The sequence below is a fragment of the Microcoleus sp. Pol12B4 genome, assembly GCF_036701385.1.
Lineage (GTDB): Bacteria > Cyanobacteriota > Cyanobacteriia > Cyanobacteriales > Microcoleaceae > Microcoleus.
Genome location: NZ_JAUBQR010000132.1, coordinates 1 through 19203, shown reverse-complemented (window position 1 = coordinate 19203; position 19203 = coordinate 1). Strand labels below are relative to the sequence as shown.

The window sequence follows — 19203 nt, the reverse complement described above, 5'->3', positions numbered from 1 at the left end:
GGATAAAACTGATTGTTTGGGAAGTCGAAGAAAGCGTTCCAAACGTCGTTGACTCCGACATTAATCATCACTAAACCTGGCTTTTGGTCGATCGCATCTTTCTGGAAGCGCGCTTGCATATCAGTTGACTTGTTACCGCCGATTCCGGCGTTGACGATTTCGATTTGGCGATCGGGATAAAGGGCATTCAGATAGCGTTGCAGCAGCCAAACGTAACCGCCGGGGTATTTTCCGGCCTCGGTGATGCTGTCGCCCACTATCACAATTTTGCGCTTGCCGGCGAGCAAGTTCTGGATTTCTGGTGCCGGCGTTGCTTGGGATACGGATTCTTGAAACACTGGAATTAAAGAGTGAGGAAGGTTGAAGGCGATAACAGCAGCAATTACGGCGATGGCAACTCTAATTAAAACTTGGCTCAGTTGGGGTTTGGGACGGGGCGATTCCCTTCGGGATAGCTTCGCTTGACGCGCATTGGGAGACATTACGCAGATTCCTACTAAAAATCAAACTATTGATGTATGCAATAATATTATCCATTTTTGTTTTTTTTGTCACTTATTTCAATAGCTCCGTCCTGGACTAACAAAAACCTGGTTGTGACGCCAAATCCGAAGTTATAAGCCTTAAGGTATAAACCGGGTTGTTGACCCCGACTGCGTAAATTGTACAGGTGAAATCACTGAGGTTTTTGTAGCCCAGATCTCTCCGTGTAATTACCATCACAAAAAAGTTCGCCCAATGTCACATGATTTCTGCTACTTACAGCACAACTTTAGCAGGTAACCGCGGTTTATAATATTATTGATTAGTTCAGAGAACAACTTTTCATGCGAGGTTAAAGCAATGGTAGCAAATTCAAACTTTTTATATCCTCAAAATCGCTATTACGGTGAAGTAAAGCCAGAAAATTTGGTATTTAATGCGAATTTACAAGAGTTTTCCCAGCGAGTGGGTTACATCAGTTCCTTGACATCTAACGGTAAAATCTCTGTGGAACAGGCATTTACTCAAATACAAAAACTTTGGGAAGAGGTGGAAAACTCGAAAAAGCAGTTGGGAATTGGCGAAAATCCATTTTCAGCTTGAATAATTAACGGTTGGCTTGGAAGTTGAGTTACGCGCCATTGATGCCGATCGATTGATCCACCGCTTAAGATAAAAAAGTAGCTAGTGGCGATCGACCTTTTTGCCTATGAGTTCCGACCTAGTTCCTCTCCTTCCCAAAGTATCCGTCGGCCGCCGCGCCGCGGCTCTCTGCATCGACGGAATTGCAGTTTGGCTGCCCAGTTTGCTTCTGGGCACTAATGCGATCGTCCAAACGATATTTTTTGTCCTGCTGTGGCTGATCCTGCGCGTAGCCATCGTCAGGAAAAACCAAGGTCAAAGTCTCGGGCGCTGGGCCTTGGACATGAAAATTGCCGATACCAGATTCCAACGGACTCCCGGAGTGCAAGAACTCTGCAAGCGCGAAGCATTGCTGGGCATTTGCGTCGCCTTAGCCTTCGCAGGTATAGGGGGGATCACATCTACCAACGCCGGCGTCTTGCTGCTGATCCTGCCCCTGGCGATCGACTGTAGCGTTGCCCTCACCTCCGCCGAAAGGTTTCCCCAAGCTTTCCACGATCGCATCGGCGGGACGATCGTCGTCGGAGCCCGCCGTGGCTACTCCCTCGACATCAAAGTTAGAAGATTGCTTGACCAAGTGCAGAGCAATGTGAGAAGATAATAAATTGTGTTTAAATTAGTCGAAATTTATTTAGAATTATGGCTAAAGGCGTCCGCATCATAATTACTCTAGAGTGTACTGAGTGCCGTACAAACGTAAGCAAACGCTCCAAAGGCGTGTCTCGGTACACCACCACCAAGAACCGTCGCAACACGACGGCGCGGCTGGAACTCAAAAAGTTCTGCCCCCACTGCAACCAGCACACGGCCCACAAAGAGATCAAGTAGTGATTAGTCATTAGTCCTTAGTCATCATTCATCAGTTGTTGGCAATTGATATTGATCCGCGAAAAGCAAATAACTAACCAATGCTTTCATGACGGCTAGCAACTAACGGCTAATAACTAAAAACTCACAATCAACAGTCAACAAACAACAGTCAACAAACAACAAACCATGACTTACTTTCGCCGGCGCGTTTCGCCCATCAAACCAGGAGACCCGATCGACTACAAAGATGTCGATTTGCTCAAAAAATACGTCACAGAACGCGGTAAAATTTTGCCCCGCCGGATTACCGGTTTGACGGCTAAACAGCAGCGCGACCTGACCAGAAGCATCAAAAGAGCAAGAATTGTAGCTTTGATGCCCTTCGTAAACCAAGAAGGTTAACAGGATTTGGGATTTTGGGTTTTAGATTTTGGACTGGGAATAAGACTTGCGCAAAAACAACGTCTTTCTGTCATTAATAGTGCAGCAAGAATGCAGCGAAATAATCGCGAAAAAGGGTTAAGAGTAGCCGCAGCGCAAGTCTTAATCACAAGTCAGAAGTTAAAAAAAAGCAAGAAGAAAAAACAACTTTTTAGATTTTAACTTTCACAATTGACCCAAAAAATTGCCAATATCCAAAATCTAAAATCGCAAGCTCGAAACTCGATAAGTGGCTACTGTAAAAATCCAAAATCTCAAATATAAAGCTGGCAAGTGGAGAAGGGAACGTTAGTAGAATTTAGAGTGCACGGCGACCGCCGTCTGGCAGTTGCCGATCGCCCCGACGGCAAGAAAAACTGGGTCGTGGTAGACGAAAACGGTCAACCGCACAGCATACCGCCCAAACAAATCACCTACGAAGTAGTCGGAGAAACATACAAACCCTCCGATATTCCCAAATTTCTCAAAGAAGTAGAAGCCTACTCAGATCCGTCGAGTTTGGAAGTAGCTTGGGAACTTTTAGTCGGCGACGGAGAAACGACAGATCCCGAAGCCCTGGCAATGCTGCTATTTTCGGAACGCAGTCCGGCCCAGTGTTACGCGGCTTACTGTTTGCTATCAACAGACAAACTGTATTTCAAACAAAAGGGCGATCGCTACGAACCGCGACCGGCAGCCCAAGTAGCCGAAATCAAACACCAGCAAGAAGTAGAACAGCAGCGACACCAAGAATCCCAAGGATTTTGGGATCGAGTCAAACAGCGGCTGGCAGGGGAAAATGTAGATTGGGAAAATAGCGATCGAACTCGCCTCGACGCCCTAGAACGCTTTGCCCTCCTCGGAGAAGAAGCCACGCACCGCACCCCAGCCTTAGAAACTTTAGCTAGCTTACAACGGTCCGAAAACCCCGAAGCAGCATTTGGCCTCCTAGTCGATCTCGGCCTCTGGAGTACCCACGAAAACCTGTTTTTGCGGCGCAGCCAAATTCCCCTACAATTCTCCGCAAAGGTATTAGAAGTGGCCCAACGCTGCCTAGAAACTCCCCCAACCGACTCCGACACAAATCGTCTCGATTTAACTCACCTCAAGGTTTACACGATCGACGACGAAAGCACCACCGAAATCGACGACGGCCTCAGCTTAGAATTCCTCGAAAACGGCCAGCAGCGGATCTGGATACACATCGCCGATCCCACCCGCTTGCTTTCCCCCGGAGACGAACTCGACCTCGAAGCCAGAAAGCGCACCACTACGGTTTATCTGCCAACGGGAATGATTCCCATGTTTCCCCCAGCTTTGGCAACCGGGCCAATGAGTTTAATTCAAGGCCAAGAGTGCAGCGCGCTCAGCTTCAGCGTCACCTTAGACGAAATCGGCGCGGCTCAAGATTACAGCATCCACATCAGCACCATAAAACCCACCTACCGCTTGACCTACGATGACGTAGACGAAATGCTGGAGTTGGGAATCGAAGCAGAACCGGAAATAGCAGCGATCGCCTCTGCAGCAAAACTGCGGCAAAAATGGCGGGAAGCCCAAGGCGCAATCAGCATTTTCATGCCCGAATCCGTCATCAAAGTCAACGGCGACGACATCAAAATTCACGTCATCGACGACTCCACAGCCCGGATGCTAGTAGCCGAAATGATGATTTTAGCCGGCGAACTAGCGGCCCGCTACGGTCAAGCTCATAGCCTGCCCATACCCTACCGCTATCAGCCACAGCCAGAACTACCTCCCGATGAAGAACTGCTGGCCGTACCTGCAGGCCCCGCCCGCGCTTGCGCCGTGCGCCGGTGTATGCCCCGCAGCGAAATGGGGCTCACCCCCGGACGCCACGCCGGCTTGGGTTTGGAACTATACACTCAAGTTACTTCCCCGATCCGCCGCTATACCGACTTGCTGACGCACTTCCAAATCAAAGCCCACCTGCAGGGCGAACCGCTGCCTTTTTCCGCTGAAGAAATACAGGACATTGTGATGTGTCTCGGTACCGCAGTTAAAGAAGCATCCACTGTCGAACGCCAAACTAACCGCTATTGGGGATTGGAATATTTGCGGCGCAACCCAGACGAAGTTTGGGAAGCTTTAATGCTGCGCTGGTTGAGGGAAGACAGCAATCTTGGATTAATTTTATTGGAAGAATTGGGTTTAGAATTAGCAATGCGATTTGGTCGATCGGTCGAAATAGGCGATCGGCTAGAAGTCAAAGTCACCCACTGCGATCCGCGATCGGATGTCATTAACTTCCAGGAAATGATATTTGAAGCCGCACAATAGGATTTTTGATTTTTGATTTTGGATGGCAAAAATTTGTGTTGAAGGCGGAAACTGAGGATAAATCTCGTTTTTAATCGAGTTTCTGACCCCCTCGCATCCCCCTTGTCAAGGACAGGGGGGTAAAAAAGATCATGGTTTCATATCTAGTCCTGTAAAATAATCGTAATTCTTGTCAGGGCTAGTTCACCCCCGATCTGTAATATAAGCCAGGCATCCCGTAAATCCGCCCCGACCAAAATATTGGGGTCGATCGACTCGACATCATATCCGATCCAAGACGGGTAATACTTTTGACGTTAAATTGACACGCTTTGCTATCTCCTCTCTTCCTCCGTGTCCTCTGCGGTTAATAAAAAAACTTCACCATTCTAAAAATTGGCAGTCTTTACCCCAACCTAGTAATCTAAAATCTAAAATTTAAAATTTAAAATCCCCAAATGCCCAATTCAATTAGCCAAGTTCAGCCGCCGCTGGAATTCATACCCCCAGCCTACAACCCTCTAGTGATGCAAGGTTGTAAGCAAATATTCCCCTGGTGGCTGCGATTTCGGACGAGTATCAGCCAGGTTCAAGCCGAAAACGTCGAAACCCTCGCCGAACTATTCCACCAATTTCAAAATCAGAAAGTTCGCTTCTTGCTAGCCTTCCGCCACCCCAACTCAGACGATCCCTACTGTTTGGGACAACTAATTTGGAAACTCGTTCCCCAGGCAGCGCGCGCCAAAGGCATTCCCCTGCAATTCCCGGTACATTCCCACTTTATCTACGATCGCGGCATTCCCCTCTGGGCCGGTGCGGGCGTCGGCTGGTTGTATTCCCAACTCGGTGGCACTCCGATTGTTCGCGGGAAGATCGATCGCGTCGGATTGCGATCTGCCCGCAATTTATTTGCCAACAGCCAATTCCCGATCGCCGCCGCCCCAGAAGGCGCTACCAACGGTCACAATGAAATAGTCAGTCCCCTCGAACCGGGAATTGCTCAAATGGGCTTCTGGTGCGTTGAAGATTTGCTGAAAGCCGGACGCACTGAAAAAGTTTTAATTGTGCCGATCGGCATTCAATACCGCTATGTCAATCCACCTTGGCAACCCCTAGAAAAACTTTTAACTCAATTAGAAATTGATTGCGGACTGCCACCCTTAGAACGTACCGAAATCGCTAATTTAGAGACTGCCAATCCCGATTCCGAAAACCACAATCACAAATTCCAATATCTGCGCCTGATTCGACTGGGCGGTCATTTACTAGCAGTAATGGAAGAGTTTTACAGCCGTTTTTATCATAAAAGTTTACAACCTGCAACATCTATTTTATCATCATTATCGCTACCAGAAAGAACTGGAAATGATTCTGGAAATGAAGTAATGATGGCTCGACTGAAAGCCCTGTTAGACGTGGGTTTGCAAGTAGCAGAAGAATATTTTAACTTAAAGCCCAAAGGCAGTTTAATAGACCGCTGCCGCCGTGTGGAACAAGCAGGCTGGGAGTATATTTATCGAGAAGATATCAAAGATATTGCAGCACTTTCTCCCTTAGAAAGAGGATTAGCCGATCGCCTCGCTGAAGAAGCAAGTCTTCGGATGTGGCACATGAGACTTGTAGAAAGTTTCGTCTCCGTCACGGGCAGGTACGTCGCAGAACAACTTACAGCAGAACGTTTGGCAGAAACAACTTTACTGCTATGGGACGTACTGGCTCGCATCAAAGGGGGAAATCCTTTCGGCAGACCGAAGTTGGGCAAACAGCAGGTACAAATGACCGTGGGCGAACCCATATCAGTCAGCGATCGTTGCGATCGATATCAAACCAGTCGCAGGTTAGCAGTTGCCGAACTCACTCAAGACTTGCAATCAGCTTTAGAAGCAATGATTAAATCTTAACTACTCAGATAAGGAAGAGCTTCTAGGGAAGAAGGAATATATATTTTTCTTCACTACCTTTTTTTGTGGTGAATTATAAACAGATTGTTATAGACTTTTGAAATAGGTCTAATGAACCGCAAACGCTCGCTCGACAATGAACCAATAAAAATTAGCGATGACTAACAAACCTATCGATTTGTCTACTAACTCAATTAAAGTAAAACTGCTGAATAATTTAGCGCAGGAATTGCTCACACCGCTCACTTCTGTCCTCGGCATGGCAAGCGTGTTGAAACAAGAAATTTATGGCCCCTTAACGAGCAAGCAAAAAGAATATATTGACGTGATCCAAGACAGCAGCCGCTCTTTGCGATCGCTAGTTGAAGAAATTTTGGAACTGGCAGAACTAGACGATTCCGCTTTCACCTTGAAGCGAACCGCAGTCGATATAGAAACTTTGTGTCAGCAGGTGGTGACAATCCTGTCGTCGGCGGCAAGTAGACGAGAGCAAGAAATTAATTTGTCGATGGGGCCCGGGTCGCGCATCTGGTTGGTAGATAAAGATAAGGTTCAGCAAATGCTGCACCACTTAATTTTTAGCATTATTCAATCTGCTGGGGCAGGCAGCGTGATTCGAGTCCACGTTTCTCGGAAAGAAGACGGTATCAACATCGGAGTTTGGGTTTTTCATCCTTGGTTAGGGGAAAGTTTGCCCCATGCTAAACTCTACACCGACTACTTGTTGAAAGCCGGATCTGGTAGCGGTTCGCCATCGAACTCCGAAACCGATTCTCCCGGAGAACCGCAACTCCCGACACAGGGTTCGCAGCGATTAACGCTGGCGTTTTCTGAGTTGGCGGCTTTGGTGGCACAGAATGCAGAGGATACCGCACCGGTCTTAGCTGGTTACGGGGCGCGGGAACGCTTGGGGCTGCTGCTTTGCTGCCAATTGGTGGAAATTCAAGGCGGCCAACTCTCGATTCAAGGAGCCCCGGAATCTGGATATCGCTACGTGCTCTGGCTGCCCTGCACAAATGCTACGGAATTGTTGGAAGGCTAAAGAAGGAAGAAGGAAGTTCGGCAACGGATTTTCTAACGGATGTAACGGATGGAAAGAAGAAGGAAGAAGAAACAAGTCATTTGTTAATTAATACTGAGATGTTGCACCATTCTCAATAAGGCTTTTATGCGCGGGATCGCGTGCCCCGCCCACAAGAAATTTATTCTTGGTGGAGCAGACCCGAAGAGCCTTAAGCGAGAATGCTGCAAGATGGGAGTTACTACCAATTGTCGATGCTTTTCGACTCAATTCCCAATTCCCAATTACCAATAATCAATCTAAAAATGAATTCAGTTTGGCAACAGTTAACTCTGGCAAATTTGCCGCTCTCTCAGTGGCAAAGTAGAAGTTATTTATTCAATTTGGCGATCGGCTCTTTACGCAGTTGGAGGCAGAGTAGCTGGCTGATGCAGTGGGCAGAACCCTTGGGTTTTGTTTTGCTGGCCTTGACTTTCGGTTTGGCGCCGTTTGTAAACAATGCCTTGGTGGGGGTGTTGATGGCGGCTAGCGCTGCCTTTTGGGTGCTGCTGACTGTTTCCGACGATCGCGAGATCCCCTTGACGCCGATTCATTTGCTGGTTCTGCTGTACTGGGGCATAGCCACTGTCGCAACGGCGATGTCGCCGGTGAAAGTCGCCGCTGCTACTGGTTGGAGCAAGCTAACGCTGTATTTGCTGTTTTTTGCGCTGATGGCTCGGATATTGCGATCGCCCCGTTGGCGATCGTGGTTAATTGCCGTATTTTTGAACGTCTCTTTAATTGTCAGTTTCTACGGCGTGCGGCAGTGGATTGATAAAGTGCCGCCACTAGCTACTTGGAACGATCCGACTTCTACTCAAGCCAATGTGACGCGAGTTTACAGTTTTCTGGGAAACCCTAACTTGCTTGGTTCCTATTTACTGCCGGCCATTGCATTGAGTGCCGCCGCGCTTTTTGTGTGGAAAGGATGGGGAACAAAAGTTTTAGCGCTGACGATGCTGGTGGTGAATTGCGCGTGTTTGCGCTACACGGACAGCCGGGGTGCTTGGATCGGTTTTGTGGCTCTACTTGTGGTATTTTTAGTGCTGCTGTGGTACTGGTACAGCCCTTTGATGCCTAGGTTCTGGCGGACTTGGGCGCTGCCGTTAGGGTTAGGAGGTTTGGCGGGAGCCTTAATTTTGGGAGTGGCTTTAGTTGAGCCTCTGCGCGATCGAGTTTCGAGTATGTTTATCGGCCGAGGTGACAGCAGCAACAATTTTCGGATTAACGTTTGGACGGCGGTGGTTGACATGATTCGCGATCGACCAATTCTCGGAATTGGGCCGGGAAACACTGCTTTTAATAAAGTTTATCCGCTTTATATGAGACCCAAATTCACTGCTTTGAGCGCTTATTCTGTGCTGCTGGAAATTGCGGTGGAAACCGGTTTTATCGGTTTAATGTGTTTCCTTTGGCTGATGACTGTCACCGTCAATCAAGGTTTGTTGCAGATAAAACATCTGCGGGATTCACAATTTAAAATCTCTAGTTTAGAGAAAGAATCTCAAATCCAAAATCTCAAATCCAATCATGGGTTTTGGTTGATTGGGGCGATCGCAACTTTAGCCGGCATGATAACCCACGGTTTTGTCGATACAGTTTGGTACCGGCCGGAAGTTAATATGCTTTGGTGGTTAATGGTAGCGATTATTGCTAGTTTTTACAGCAACTCACACCAGCAGCCACAAGATTCAGCTTTGACGGAGGGCGAGTAAATAAAATTGCTGGCGGGGATTTTCTCCCCGCACAGTGCGGATTCCAGCAATAGCCAATACAGCAATGATTAGGAGTTATACCAGTTCAAAAAAAGAATGCAGCTTTATACAAGCTGCAAACCATTATCGCCATAAGTTATTTCCAATCCTTCAATTATTAATCTCAAATCTCAAATGCTATAAGGTGCGGACGGCGCACCCTGCATACTACTAATACATACTACATACCTGTTGCTGTAAAGTGGTGATGGTACACTCTACAAAATTTATTGAAAATAACTCTTATTCTTCGCTCTCCGAAGGCATGATGAATCTGGGACACTGATATTTTCCACCATCTCTATCTCTGCACCGCCGCCTCCTCGCTTGATTGGAGTCGAACGGCGTTTCGACTGATTCATTAACTGTAATTTTAACCGTCGAAGGAGTTGGCAGTGCTGTTGAGGCTTGACTTAGCTCCAGCACCGTTATAATTGCCAGTATGGTTGATGAAAACAAAACTGTGCGTTTCATTTATTTGTTTTTTCCTCGTTTAATCGTTGACGTGCCATCCCTATCCATATATCCTCATCGAATTCTTGAGAATCCGCATACTTTAGACAAATTTTCCACTGCGGTAGCGCTGCCTTAGTATTTTTCATTTTTTCTAAGACTTGCGCTTTTAAGCAGTAAGTTGCTGGTCCTTCACTATCAAGTTTAATCGCTTCATCCAGATGTTGCAATGCCTCTGAATATCGACCCTGTTCCAGGCGAGCCCATCCCAAGTTTTTGAGTAAAGAATATTTTACTTGATCGTCCTCAGCTAATTTCAAACCTTGCCACAGGAAGTGAACCGCAGCCGGATAGTTTTTTTGATCAACTATATATAATCGAGCCAGATTGCTGTAAGCAGCAGGCAGACCGAGTTTTGCAGCTTGCAGATATTTTCCTCGGGCGCACTGTAAATCTTGCACCTCTTCGCAAAGCCATCCTAAATTGTAAAGAGCTGTTCGGCTTTTTGGATCTACCCAGAGCGCTAACTCATATGCTTGTTGAGTATCAGCGAATCGATTAGCTTTGTAGTTTTCAAAAGCCATATTATTAAAAAAAGATGCCAGTTCGGGCAAAGCAATTTTCCAGCCGCCAAAGCCTACTGCTAGCATCAGCAATAAGACTCCCCACTTGGAGTTATGATGCTTTTTTGCTGGCTCTTTCATGGCATTGAAAATGTTAGCTAATGGTGTGATTTTTAGCATTTTTTAACTTGAGAGTTGGGCGATATTTTGCTTGCCATATTTAATTGCCACCCTAATGGCGTCATCATCTTACGAAATGGCTCAGGTGTGAGCCGATTTCTCATAAGAGTTTGTGAGTCCGCAGCCGAATGGTTGGGTAAAGCCCCACTACACGAATGTATTCGAGCATAGGTTAATCATTCATGGGGCTCCACAAGCCATCCGGATATTTTCAAAAAAAAAGAACCGGGAAGCCGGAACCCGGAAGAAGGCACCACCGTTGGCTCTCGACAAGTAATAATACTTACTTGGGAGGCGAGGATCGTCCATATGCGACTGTATTAGGAGATAAGATGGCTCGTCTGAGTTTTAGGCGATTATAAAAATAAAACTTCTTGTGGTACGAGTCCGAAAGCCTGGGTCAGAGAGGCGCTCACACTAGCGTTTCCAGCACACCCTCAGGAGAGCCGATGGGATGGACTCCGGTGAAATAACTCTAATTAAGTTTGTAGTGACGATGGAAGCCCTCAAAATCTTAAAGGGGAGATATTGAGACATATTATGATAAGTAATTAACCAAACGCGAGCTAAAATAATCCATCCCTAGGGACAATCACTAATCACTAATTACTAATTACTCCTGACTAATAAACATCTTCCGAAATTAAATTTCACCCTTTGAGTAGCAAAGGTTTCAGTTTCTTTTTCGGAGATGTCTAATGACGGATGACTAAAATTGCTTCATCGCTCTTTCCATATCTCGCTTGTCTTCGCGTTTCTTCAAATCTTCGCGCTTGTCGTACAGTTTTTTCCCTTTACCCAAACCGATATCCAGTTTTACCCAGCCGCCTTTCAAATACATTTTTAACGGGACTAAAGTCAAACCTTTTTCTTCGACTTTGCCGATTAATTTGCGAATTTCCTGCTTGTGCATCAGCAATTTACGGGTGCGGCGGGGTTCGTGATTAAAATAGTTGCTAGCACTTCTCCAAGGCGAAATGTGAACGTTGATAAGCCACAGTTCCCCGTTCCGAACTAAACCATATCCGTCCCGCAAATTGGCTTTTCCTTCCCGAATTGATTTGACTTCGGTTCCCTTCAACTCTATGCCCACTTGGTATGTCTCTATAATTTCATAGAGGTGGCGCGCTTGTCGGTTATCGCTAACAATTTTGTATGCTGGGCTTTTTTCGCTCATTTTTACCTCCGCTAAAATTAATTATTATAACGCTAGCTTCTCTGTAGAGAAAATCGAAGCTTGACAAAACTTAAATAACCGGTCTAGACATTACTAATTTTGCTGAGCTAAGATGTCACCAACGTGAATGTCAAGCGGTATCATGCAGCGCACCAATATTCCCAATTCTGACCTTCCAGATGCTGTCAGTTCCTATTCTGGGGTTAATTTGGTTTGGCTGGCTCCTTGTTTGTTAGCCCTTGCTTGGTTGTGGGCCAATATCTCGGCAGTTAAGTGGCTGTTATCCTCGTTTGTTGAGATACCCACACTGTACAAGATAGTAATTGGTTTTCTGATTGTAGCATTAGTAGTGCGATCGAGTGGGAACTCCGATCGCCCGCCGGGATTTTCACCCAATTTCGTTTTGAGGCGATATCCGCTGCTGTTGATGTTGGGTGCGGGTATTTGCTCGATCGCCCTTCAGTGCATAATTGATATCAAACAAATTACTGTTCTGCTATTTATCCTCGGAACTTATGGGCTGTGCGGCTTATTGGTGGAGCCGAACTTTTGGCGAAAAAACTTACCAGTTGCGGGCTTACTGGCTTGTATTTTACCATTCAACAGTCAGTTGAATAGCGGCTTAGGTTTGCCGGCACGAGTGCTCACTGCTCAGGTAGTAGAACAGTTGCTCTCTCTGCTGCACATTGGGGCTATTTCTTCTTACGATATTATCGTTTTGGAAAACGGCATCGCTCACGTTGACGTGCCTTGTAGCGGCATTAAAACCCTCTTAATGGGAACGCTATTTTTGCTAACTGCTACCTGGCTGGAAGGTCGCAAATTGAGTTTAACATGGCTGGGTGTATGCGCTGCTAATTTCTTAATGTTATTGTCTGCTAACGCTTTGCGGGTTGCCGTGCTAGTGTTGGTTGCCCAAGTTTTCCAACAGCCAAATTATGCAGCAATGCTGCACGTACCCCTAGGAATTGTGGGTTTAATCGGCGCTTGCTTCTTAAGTTGGTTAATGCTGCAAAAATTTCCGAAATTTCAAGAAACAAAAGAAATTGATTTTAACTCGCAACGGGATTTAGAAATACTCAAAAATCCGACTTTGGCCAAACCGGGACTAATTGTGGCGGTGGCGGTTTTGGGTGCAATTTCTCAATTCTATCATGTAGAAAGTGAAAAATTAGCGATCGCCTCCCTAAAATTTCCCGAATCAATTGTGTCCGAATCAATCCCGCTGAATCCCAGCGAACAAAAATTCTTTGGCAATTACCCCGGTACCCAAACAGAGAAAAAGAGATTTGTGTCAGGCAACTTGCGCGGTTCCATGCTCACAGTAGCAAGCACATCTTGGCAGACTTATCACGCACCGGAGCTGTGTTTCGTAGCCAGCGGCATTCCCGTCAACCGAATAGAAATAAAACAGCTAACTCCTGCTGTAACGGCGCGCTGGCTGTCTCTCAAAGACAACCAACTATCCGCTACATACTGGTTACAATCTGCACAGCAAACTACCGATAACTTCTTGTCGCGCATCGGCAGCGATCTCACTCACAAAAACCATACTTGGGTGCTAGTTTCAATTTTATTTAATAGTTCGATACAAGCAGAAAATTATGAACTAAAAGAGTTTGCTAGTAATGTATATGATACCGTCAAACAAAGCTTAATAGGAGAAATAAATGAAAATTAAACAGATATTTGATAAAGTTTTTCAAACAATTTTTTGGGTGTGGAATTTGACTTTTTTATCGATTGTTTACTTGGGAATTTTGCCGATTATAGGAGTGCCATTAATTAAAGCGACAATCGATGGCATTATCCCGCTAGAGTTTTCTTTGACGATGGCAGCTACGATCGCAGTACCCACTGTATGTACAGTAATAGGAGCTAGGCGTTTTAGCAAGCAACCCCTACAGCTAATGCGCTGGTTTTACGGCGTAGAAGCACCACTATTTTTGCTGTGTTTGCTCCGCTTGTTCCTGCTGCGAGAACTCACCCCAGCTAGTTATCAAATCATTGCTACTATTGCTTTGTGCATTGCAGCATTTTCAGTGGAAGTGCTGTACGGCTATCTGGGTAAAAAAGAAAATGTTCAAAATATCTCAGATTCTCAAACTTCCCATAATAAACAGCCTCGTTTTTTCAGATTAATCGGAGAAAAGCGAAGTGCATGGCTGCAATTAGGATGCCACAGTTTAATGCTATTAGTTGGCATTTGGGCGGCAACATTGCTGATGTATTACGCTGTACCGGTGGCATTATTTACACTTTATGGATTCTTTACTTTTGTCATTGAGTTTTTTAAGTTTACATGGGTATCAGCATTTTGGGATATCTTTAGATACGGGGAGTGGATCTGGGGTTTAATTTGGATACCTTTATCCTTTATATTGTTTGGTTTAACCTGTAGCTTGTTCGTTGTCATGCCTTCGCTGTACGGCTTTCTATATATTCATTCGGGGCGGAAAATATGGCAGAGTTTTGCTGCACAATACGGAAAAAATAATGCGCTAATCGGAAGTTTGGGAGTCATAGCAGCTTGGCTGACTATTTTCTCCGCTTTGCAGCAGCAGCCGCAAGTTGCAGCACTGAAAATGCTGGCGACTCCCCCCGCAAATGACACGGTTCGCCAAACTTTATTAGCCAAGTCTGATATGATACGATCCGGCTTAGTTAACGCTTATTTGTCCCCTTACCGCTACCTCAGCACTGTGGGAGAAAACAACCACATTTATGAGATGTACAAAAATACTTTGAATTTGCCTGACGGAGCGGCTCAAACGGTGCAGAACAGCTATAATTTTTTAATGTCACCGTTTTTGTATAAAGGCTCTAGTGCTGATGTAGAAAAAGCTGAAAAACTCTACGGCGAATTCTTCGATACAGAACTGCAAAAAGGCGACACAGAAGCAGTAAAACACGCGGTACAGTCAACCTCAAACCAAGAAGAAGCTAAAGCTGGTTTGCTGAATGTCAATCAGGAAAAAGTATGGTTGCAGTCGCAAGAAGTGACAGTCAAAGAAAACGGCGACTGGGCTGACGTTCAACTCTACGAAGTTTACAAAAATCAAACGCCGAACTTGCAAGAAGTATTCTACTACTTTTCCCTGCCGGAAAGCGCAGCAGTTACAGGAGTTTGGCTAGGAGATACTGGCGATTTAAACAAACGTTTTGTATTTACGGTATCGCCTCGCGGTGCCGCCCAGCAAGTCTACAACGAGCAGGTAGTAGAAAGAGTCGATCCGGCTTTGCTAGAACAAATTGGTCCCAAACAATACCGCTTGCGGGCTTTTCCAATCCCGGCTAAACGAGAATTCATCCAAACTGACGGGCCAACCGAAATGCACCTATGGCTTACTTACAAAGTCATGCGGCAGCCGCAGGGTTGGGCGATGCCTATTTTGGCTGAAAAACGCAACATTTTTTGGAACCAAAATACTCGCCGCACGATCGCCGGGAAAGAGGTAAAATACAGCGGTAAAGAAGCAAGAGAAACTTGGCTTCCACCCTTTTTGCCTGCAGCCGCACAGCGACCTATAACCGCGCAGCAGGCGGTTCTACCGGGAGGAAATATCATTTCTGCTAAGCCACTGGCTGATGCAAATTACTCGCTACCGCAAGGCAAGAAATTGGCAGTTATTCTGGATACTTCTCGCAGCATGGCAGCGGAAAATAAGCAAGTAAAAGAGACTTTTGAATGGTTGGAAGCTAATGCAGCACGAAAAAATGCTGTTGATTTGTATGTCGCTAGCGCTGGGGGAATGCCACCTAAGTTTGTGGAAAATGTACGCAATTTCGATGCGGGAAAGGTGACATTTTATGGTACGATCCAGCTCAAAGATATGCTGCAACAGTTTGCACAGTTGCGGGGCGATAAAAATTACGATACTGTATTTGTGGTGAGCGATCGCCACAGTTACGAATTGTCGGACGATCGCAAACTTAAACTTTCCATCTCTTCACCTCTATGGACAGTGCATTTGGGAGGTTTGCCCCCTGGCTACGACGACGCAACTTTAAAGGTCATTCAAGATAGCGGCGGCGGAGTTGCTACGGATATGAAAGAGGCGATGCAGCGAGTAGCAACGACAGCAGCTTCGGGTCCATCTACAGTTAGCGTTGTTGACGGCTATGCTTGGAGTTATGCCAAAACGCCGCAGTCGAAAAAAACCGCTAAATCGGCGCCAGTTGCAGAGTTAAAAGATACCGGAAATGAAGGCTTTAAACCGATAGCTGCACGGCTGTTGATAACTGCACTTAGCAAGCAGAAAAGTGCTAATCAACTGACGCAACTGGATGCGATGCACGCAGTAGCTAAAAATTTCAAAGTGGTGACGCCTTATTCTTCGATGATTGTGTTAGTTAATGACGCGCAAAGGGAGCAGCTAAAAGCAGCGGAAGCTAAGAGCGATCGATTTGACAGAGAGGTAGAATCTGGTAAGGAACAGTTGAGTAAGCCGAATAATCCTCTGAATGTTTCGGGGGTTCCTGAACCCGAAGAATGGCTGCTGTTGGCGGTAGGTGCGATCGGGCTTTTGGCGATTTTCCTCCGCCAGCGGCACGCGAAAATGGTAGGTTGAAAGTAAATCCGGGTTGGCTACTCCCTCAATGATTCGGCGGTTGAAACCGCTACTACAAAAACAAAGTCTGCCTCCGCAGACTAAGAGAGTGAGGGGGTATTTAAGCCGGACTTGATATCAAATATTAATCTAAAGTCGTCTTTAGACGACTTTAGCTATAAGACAGGGGTTTCAACCCCTGTCGGACTTAAGCTAATAACGAATAACTAATCTATGTTTACAAAAACCCGATCGCCCTCAATCTTTACCGGATAAGATTCCAGGGAATCGCCTAGTGCATTCAAACATTTACCAGTATCTAACTTGTACTGATATTTGTGAAATGGACAGGTAATGATACCGTTGCTTACCTTACCCATGTCGATCGGGTATTCTAAATGAGTGCAAGCATTACGGTAACAAGTGACATTCATGCCTTGACGATTCAAAATCACTGAATTTTCGTCAACTTTTACCTTCAACACACCCCCTTCGGGAACTTGATTCAGCGGTGTTACCTCTACCCACATAAAATATTTTTCCTCCGAAAAAACCAGATCGGGACTGACGCAGAACCTAATTATGTAGGGTGCGCTTTGCACACCTTACTGCTATCCGTAGCGTGTCAAGCCACTTTTTGCGTAAGTCCAAATTATCTTATTCGAGCTTTACCCTACGGATGAATCTGACTCAAAATCACCCTCAACCTGTCATAATCATCCTTCAGCAAAACACTCAAACTCCTCCCCGCTTCCACTAACCAAGATCGATCGCGCATCCGCAACTGATAAATCTCCCGAATCGCCGCCGCCGTCAGCGCATCCACCGGCGCATTAGCCACCCCCAGCAGCGTCCTCAAAAAATCCAACTGCACCGTAAAATCAATCACCTCATCGGGTTCGCAGCGATAAACCGCCTGGTGAATTTGCGGCGGGCGCGGTGGCAAATACTGATAAATTTTACCCCTTGATGGGCCGTGACCGTTCAACCTTTCCGGCGCAGCCTCAAACCCGACAATCGCCACTCGAAACTCGGTTTTGAGCATCGCAAAAATCTGCGGTTGTTCCTCCCGCAACTCTTCCAGCGACAAACCTAAAGCGCGAGCTCTGTGCACCGAGTCGATCGGGCTAGTCGTAGCGTAATAAACCACGCCGTAAATTTGATTTTTCGACTCTTCATCCTCGGCCTTCACCCAACTCCCAAAAGGTGGCATCACGGGAAAGCTTAAGTCTTCTGGTTCCAAACATTGAGCCAAAAACTCCGAAGTTGCCGTCTCGATTACCTCAGCAATGCGATCGGGATGGCGCTCTTTTGTAGCAAATTGGGGTAAAGGTAAACGCATAGTTTTAGTGATTAGTCATTAGTCATCAGTTATCAGTCATTAGCCATTAGTCAAGGGTTTTCATTTAGTAGCCTGGTCTTGGGTACTTTACCAATTACAAATTACACATTACCCATTACCAATGACTAATGACCGCTGACTATTTCGCGCGACCGGCCGTAGCATCCACAAGTTCCAACTGCGACAGCCGGAACGTAATCAGCTTGTCCCAATTGCCACCTTCAAACAGTACCGCGACTTTCCCGTCGCTAACTCGCTGGACTTGTCCTTGAAAGGCGTAGTAAATCTCACCCTTATCTTTAACTCGAACTGCCGAACCTGGAAAAATCATAATTCTTTGAATGTTAAGTTTGCTGGTTATAGTTTACCTTTTCTCGTTTCTAGTTCCCAAGCAGAGCCTGAGAACTAGGCAAATCTTCGTGTACAGGAAGACGCGAGGCAAAGCCTCGGAACGAGAGTTTGTTAGGCTAAGGCTGCTACGGAAACTTTACCGGCAATGCGGCCAGCGATCGCCCGAAACTCCCTCGCCGAAGCAGAACCCGGTTGTCCCACGACGATCGGCACCCCCGAATCGCCACCTTCCCGCAACGGAATTTCCAGCGGAATGCGGCCTAACAGTGGCACTCCCAACTCAGCAGCAGTCTTTTCCCCGCCACCGGAACCGAAAATATCGTATTGCTTGTCGGGCATATCCGGCGGCACAAAATAGCTCATATTTTCCACAATTCCCAATACCGACACTCCCAACTTCTGGAACATCTTTAAACCCTTGCGAGAGTCCAACAAAGCCACTGTCTGCGGCGTCGTCACGATCACGACACCAGCCATCGGCACCGCTTGCGCCATTGTCAACTGCGCGTCTCCAGTACCCGGAGGCATATCGACAATCAAATAGTCTAAATCGCCCCAATTTACCTGATAGAGGAACTGCCGAATGATCCCGTTTAACATCGGGCCCCGCCAAATGACGGGCTGGTCTTTGTCAATTAAAAATGCCATCGACACTAATTTGACGCCGTAGTTGAAGGCGGGTTCGAGGCTTTCCCCGCTTTTCCCGTCCCTAACCATCACTTTCGCGTCCCCCAGACCCAACATTGTCGGGTCATTGGGCCCATAGATATCCGCATCCAGCAAACCCACCTTAGCGCCGGTTTGCGCCAGCGCTACTGCCACGTTTACCGCCACCGTGCTTTTGCCGACGCCACCTTTGCCGCTGGAAATGGCGATAATATTTTTAACGCCTTCAATGCCTTGGCGATCGACCACTCCCTTTTGTTGGGGCGTCTCGGCTGTCACCTCCACCGCCACTTTTTCGACTCCGGGCAACTGTTTGACCGCTTTTTGGCAATCTTCGACAATAAATTCTCGTAGCGGGCAAGCAGGCGTTGTCAGCACTAAAGTAAAACTGACGACACCGCCGTCAATTTTTATGTTACGAATCATGTTCAATTCCACCAAACTCTTTTGCAGTTCGGGGTCTTGCACAGGTCGCAGGATTTCTAAGACTGAACTAACATCGAGTGTATTGGGCATTGTGTTCTCCACCATAGCTCTGCAATTGGGTTTGCGAATTTTCGATCGCAGGTTT

Annotated in this window: 19 protein-coding genes; 11 read left to right on the top strand and 8 right to left on the bottom strand. The window is 46.5% G+C overall.

Annotated features, from left to right (window positions below; genetic code table 11):
- Positions 1-482: GDSL-type esterase/lipase family protein (locus QUA38_RS18200; RefSeq protein ID WP_333164123.1), on the bottom strand; the 482-nt coding region annotated here is incomplete at its 3' end.
- Between the two features lie 361 nt (positions 483-843).
- Between QUA38_RS18200 and QUA38_RS18195 the strand changes: the two genes are divergently transcribed.
- The 9 genes from QUA38_RS18195 (at position 844) to QUA38_RS18155 (ending at position 9311) form a co-directional block, all read left to right on the top strand.
- Complete coding sequence (locus QUA38_RS18195; protein ID WP_333061297.1) at positions 844-1086, top strand: DUF7219 family protein; 243 nt, start codon at positions 844-846, stop codon at positions 1084-1086.
- A 106-nt stretch (positions 1087-1192) separates the two neighbouring features.
- Positions 1193-1726 (top strand): RDD family protein, encoded by a 534-nt coding sequence (locus QUA38_RS18190; RefSeq protein WP_333164120.1) that lies wholly within the window; start codon positions 1193-1195, stop codon positions 1724-1726.
- Between the two features lie 38 nt (positions 1727-1764).
- Positions 1765-1953, top strand: a complete 189-nt coding sequence (gene rpmG / locus QUA38_RS18185; RefSeq protein ID WP_190658616.1) for a 50S ribosomal protein L33 — start codon at positions 1765-1767, stop codon at positions 1951-1953.
- 168 nt (positions 1954-2121) lie between these two features.
- Entirely contained in the window at positions 2122-2337 is a 216-nt protein-coding gene (rpsR, locus tag QUA38_RS18180; RefSeq protein ID WP_006631377.1) for a 30S ribosomal protein S18, read from the top strand.
- Positions 2338-2343: 6 nt separating this feature from the next.
- Positions 2344-2538, top strand: coding sequence for a hypothetical protein (locus tag QUA38_RS18175; protein ID WP_333164117.1), 195 nt, complete (start codon positions 2344-2346; stop codon positions 2536-2538).
- Positions 2539-2649: 111 nt separating this feature from the next.
- Positions 2650-4656 carry a ribonuclease R family protein gene (locus tag QUA38_RS18170; protein ID WP_333164114.1) on the top strand — a complete coding sequence of 669 codons (2007 nt, stop codon included), beginning with the start codon at positions 2650-2652 and terminating at the stop codon, positions 4654-4656.
- A gap of 437 nt (positions 4657-5093) precedes the next feature.
- Complete coding sequence (locus QUA38_RS18165) at positions 5094-6536, top strand: 1-acyl-sn-glycerol-3-phosphate acyltransferase (protein WP_333164111.1); 1443 nt, start codon at positions 5094-5096, stop codon at positions 6534-6536.
- A 157-nt stretch (positions 6537-6693) separates the two neighbouring features.
- Positions 6694-7578: a histidine kinase dimerization/phospho-acceptor domain-containing protein gene (locus QUA38_RS18160; RefSeq protein ID WP_333164109.1), complete on the top strand. Its 885-nt coding sequence runs from the start codon at positions 6694-6696 to the stop codon at positions 7576-7578.
- Positions 7579-7862: 284 nt separating this feature from the next.
- Positions 7863-9311: an IctB family putative bicarbonate transporter gene (locus QUA38_RS18155; protein ID WP_333164105.1), complete on the top strand. Its 1449-nt coding sequence runs from the start codon at positions 7863-7865 to the stop codon at positions 9309-9311.
- Between the two features lie 282 nt (positions 9312-9593).
- Here QUA38_RS18155 and QUA38_RS18150 read toward each other — a convergent pair whose 3' ends face one another.
- From QUA38_RS18150 to smpB, 3 genes are all read right to left on the bottom strand, one after another.
- Complete coding sequence (locus tag QUA38_RS18150; RefSeq protein ID WP_333164102.1) at positions 9594-9824, bottom strand: Osc7112_2153 family protein; 231 nt, start codon at positions 9822-9824, stop codon at positions 9594-9596.
- Positions 9821-10546, bottom strand: a complete 726-nt coding sequence (locus QUA38_RS18145) for a tetratricopeptide repeat protein (protein WP_333164100.1) — start codon at positions 10544-10546, stop codon at positions 9821-9823. The genes QUA38_RS18150 and QUA38_RS18145 overlap by 4 nt, the downstream gene beginning before the upstream one ends.
- A 709-nt stretch (positions 10547-11255) precedes the next feature.
- A complete protein-coding gene (gene smpB / locus QUA38_RS18140; RefSeq protein WP_333164097.1) occupies positions 11256-11723 on the bottom strand; it encodes an SsrA-binding protein SmpB in 468 nt (155 codons plus the stop codon).
- A 142-nt stretch (positions 11724-11865) separates the two neighbouring features.
- Between smpB and xrtO the strand changes: the two genes are divergently transcribed.
- Together xrtO and QUA38_RS18130 are read left to right on the top strand one after the other, a co-directional pair.
- On the top strand, positions 11866-13404 hold the full coding sequence (xrtO, locus tag QUA38_RS18135) for an exosortase O (RefSeq protein WP_333164095.1): 1539 nt from the start codon (positions 11866-11868) through the stop codon (positions 13402-13404).
- Positions 13394-16294: a TIGR02921 family PEP-CTERM protein gene (locus QUA38_RS18130; RefSeq protein ID WP_333164093.1), complete on the top strand. Its 2901-nt coding sequence runs from the start codon at positions 13394-13396 to the stop codon at positions 16292-16294. Before xrtO ends, QUA38_RS18130 begins: the two co-directional genes overlap by 11 nt.
- A 206-nt stretch (positions 16295-16500) precedes the next feature.
- Here QUA38_RS18130 and QUA38_RS18125 read toward each other — a convergent pair whose 3' ends face one another.
- From QUA38_RS18125 to QUA38_RS18110, 4 genes are all read right to left on the bottom strand, one after another.
- The gene (locus tag QUA38_RS18125; protein ID WP_333164090.1) at positions 16501-16803 is read right to left on the bottom strand and encodes a Rieske (2Fe-2S) protein; all 303 of its coding nucleotides are present in this window, start codon (positions 16801-16803) and stop codon (positions 16501-16503) included.
- Positions 16804-16946: 143 nt separating this feature from the next.
- Positions 16947-17615: an HAS-barrel domain-containing protein gene (locus QUA38_RS18120; protein ID WP_332959789.1), complete on the bottom strand. Its 669-nt coding sequence runs from the start codon at positions 17613-17615 to the stop codon at positions 16947-16949.
- A 139-nt stretch (positions 17616-17754) separates the two neighbouring features.
- Positions 17755-17946, bottom strand: a complete 192-nt coding sequence (locus QUA38_RS18115) for an NAD(P)H dehydrogenase subunit NdhS (protein ID WP_015175937.1) — start codon at positions 17944-17946, stop codon at positions 17755-17757.
- Between the two features lie 131 nt (positions 17947-18077).
- Positions 18078-19148: an Mrp/NBP35 family ATP-binding protein gene (locus QUA38_RS18110; protein ID WP_333164125.1), complete on the bottom strand. Its 1071-nt coding sequence runs from the start codon at positions 19146-19148 to the stop codon at positions 18078-18080.
- Positions 19149-19203 lie beyond the last annotated feature (55 nt).

Excerpts from the sequence above, each read along its gene's own strand:
- QUA38_RS18195 (WP_333061297.1), top strand. The coding sequence starts at position 844 with ATGGTAGCAAATTCAAACTTTTTATATCCTCAAAATCGCTATTACGGT.
- QUA38_RS18190 (WP_333164120.1), top strand. The coding sequence starts at position 1,193 with ATGAGTTCCGACCTAGTTCCTCTCCTTCCCAAAGTATCCGTCGGCCGC.
- rpmG (WP_190658616.1), top strand. The coding sequence starts at position 1,765 with ATGGCTAAAGGCGTCCGCATCATAATTACTCTAGAGTGTACTGAGTGC.
- rpsR (WP_006631377.1), top strand. The coding sequence starts at position 2,122 with ATGACTTACTTTCGCCGGCGCGTTTCGCCCATCAAACCAGGAGACCCG.
- QUA38_RS18165 (WP_333164111.1), top strand. The coding sequence starts at position 5,094 with ATGCCCAATTCAATTAGCCAAGTTCAGCCGCCGCTGGAATTCATACCC.
- QUA38_RS18160 (WP_333164109.1), top strand. The coding sequence starts at position 6,694 with ATGACTAACAAACCTATCGATTTGTCTACTAACTCAATTAAAGTAAAA.
- QUA38_RS18155 (WP_333164105.1), top strand. The coding sequence starts at position 7,863 with ATGAATTCAGTTTGGCAACAGTTAACTCTGGCAAATTTGCCGCTCTCT.
- QUA38_RS18150 (WP_333164102.1), bottom strand. The coding sequence starts at position 9,824 with ATGAAACGCACAGTTTTGTTTTCATCAACCATACTGGCAATTATAACG.
- QUA38_RS18145 (WP_333164100.1), bottom strand. The coding sequence starts at position 10,546 with ATGCTAAAAATCACACCATTAGCTAACATTTTCAATGCCATGAAAGAG.
- smpB (WP_333164097.1), bottom strand. The coding sequence starts at position 11,723 with ATGAGCGAAAAAAGCCCAGCATACAAAATTGTTAGCGATAACCGACAA.
- xrtO (WP_333164095.1), top strand. The coding sequence starts at position 11,866 with ATGCAGCGCACCAATATTCCCAATTCTGACCTTCCAGATGCTGTCAGT.
- QUA38_RS18130 (WP_333164093.1), top strand. The coding sequence starts at position 13,394 with ATGAAAATTAAACAGATATTTGATAAAGTTTTTCAAACAATTTTTTGG.
- QUA38_RS18125 (WP_333164090.1), bottom strand. The coding sequence starts at position 16,803 with ATGTGGGTAGAGGTAACACCGCTGAATCAAGTTCCCGAAGGGGGTGTG.
- QUA38_RS18120 (WP_332959789.1), bottom strand. The coding sequence starts at position 17,615 with ATGCGTTTACCTTTACCCCAATTTGCTACAAAAGAGCGCCATCCCGAT.
- QUA38_RS18115 (WP_015175937.1), bottom strand. The coding sequence starts at position 17,946 with ATGATTTTTCCAGGTTCGGCAGTTCGAGTTAAAGATAAGGGTGAGATT.
- QUA38_RS18110 (WP_333164125.1), bottom strand. The coding sequence starts at position 19,148 with ATGCCCAATACACTCGATGTTAGTTCAGTCTTAGAAATCCTGCGACCT.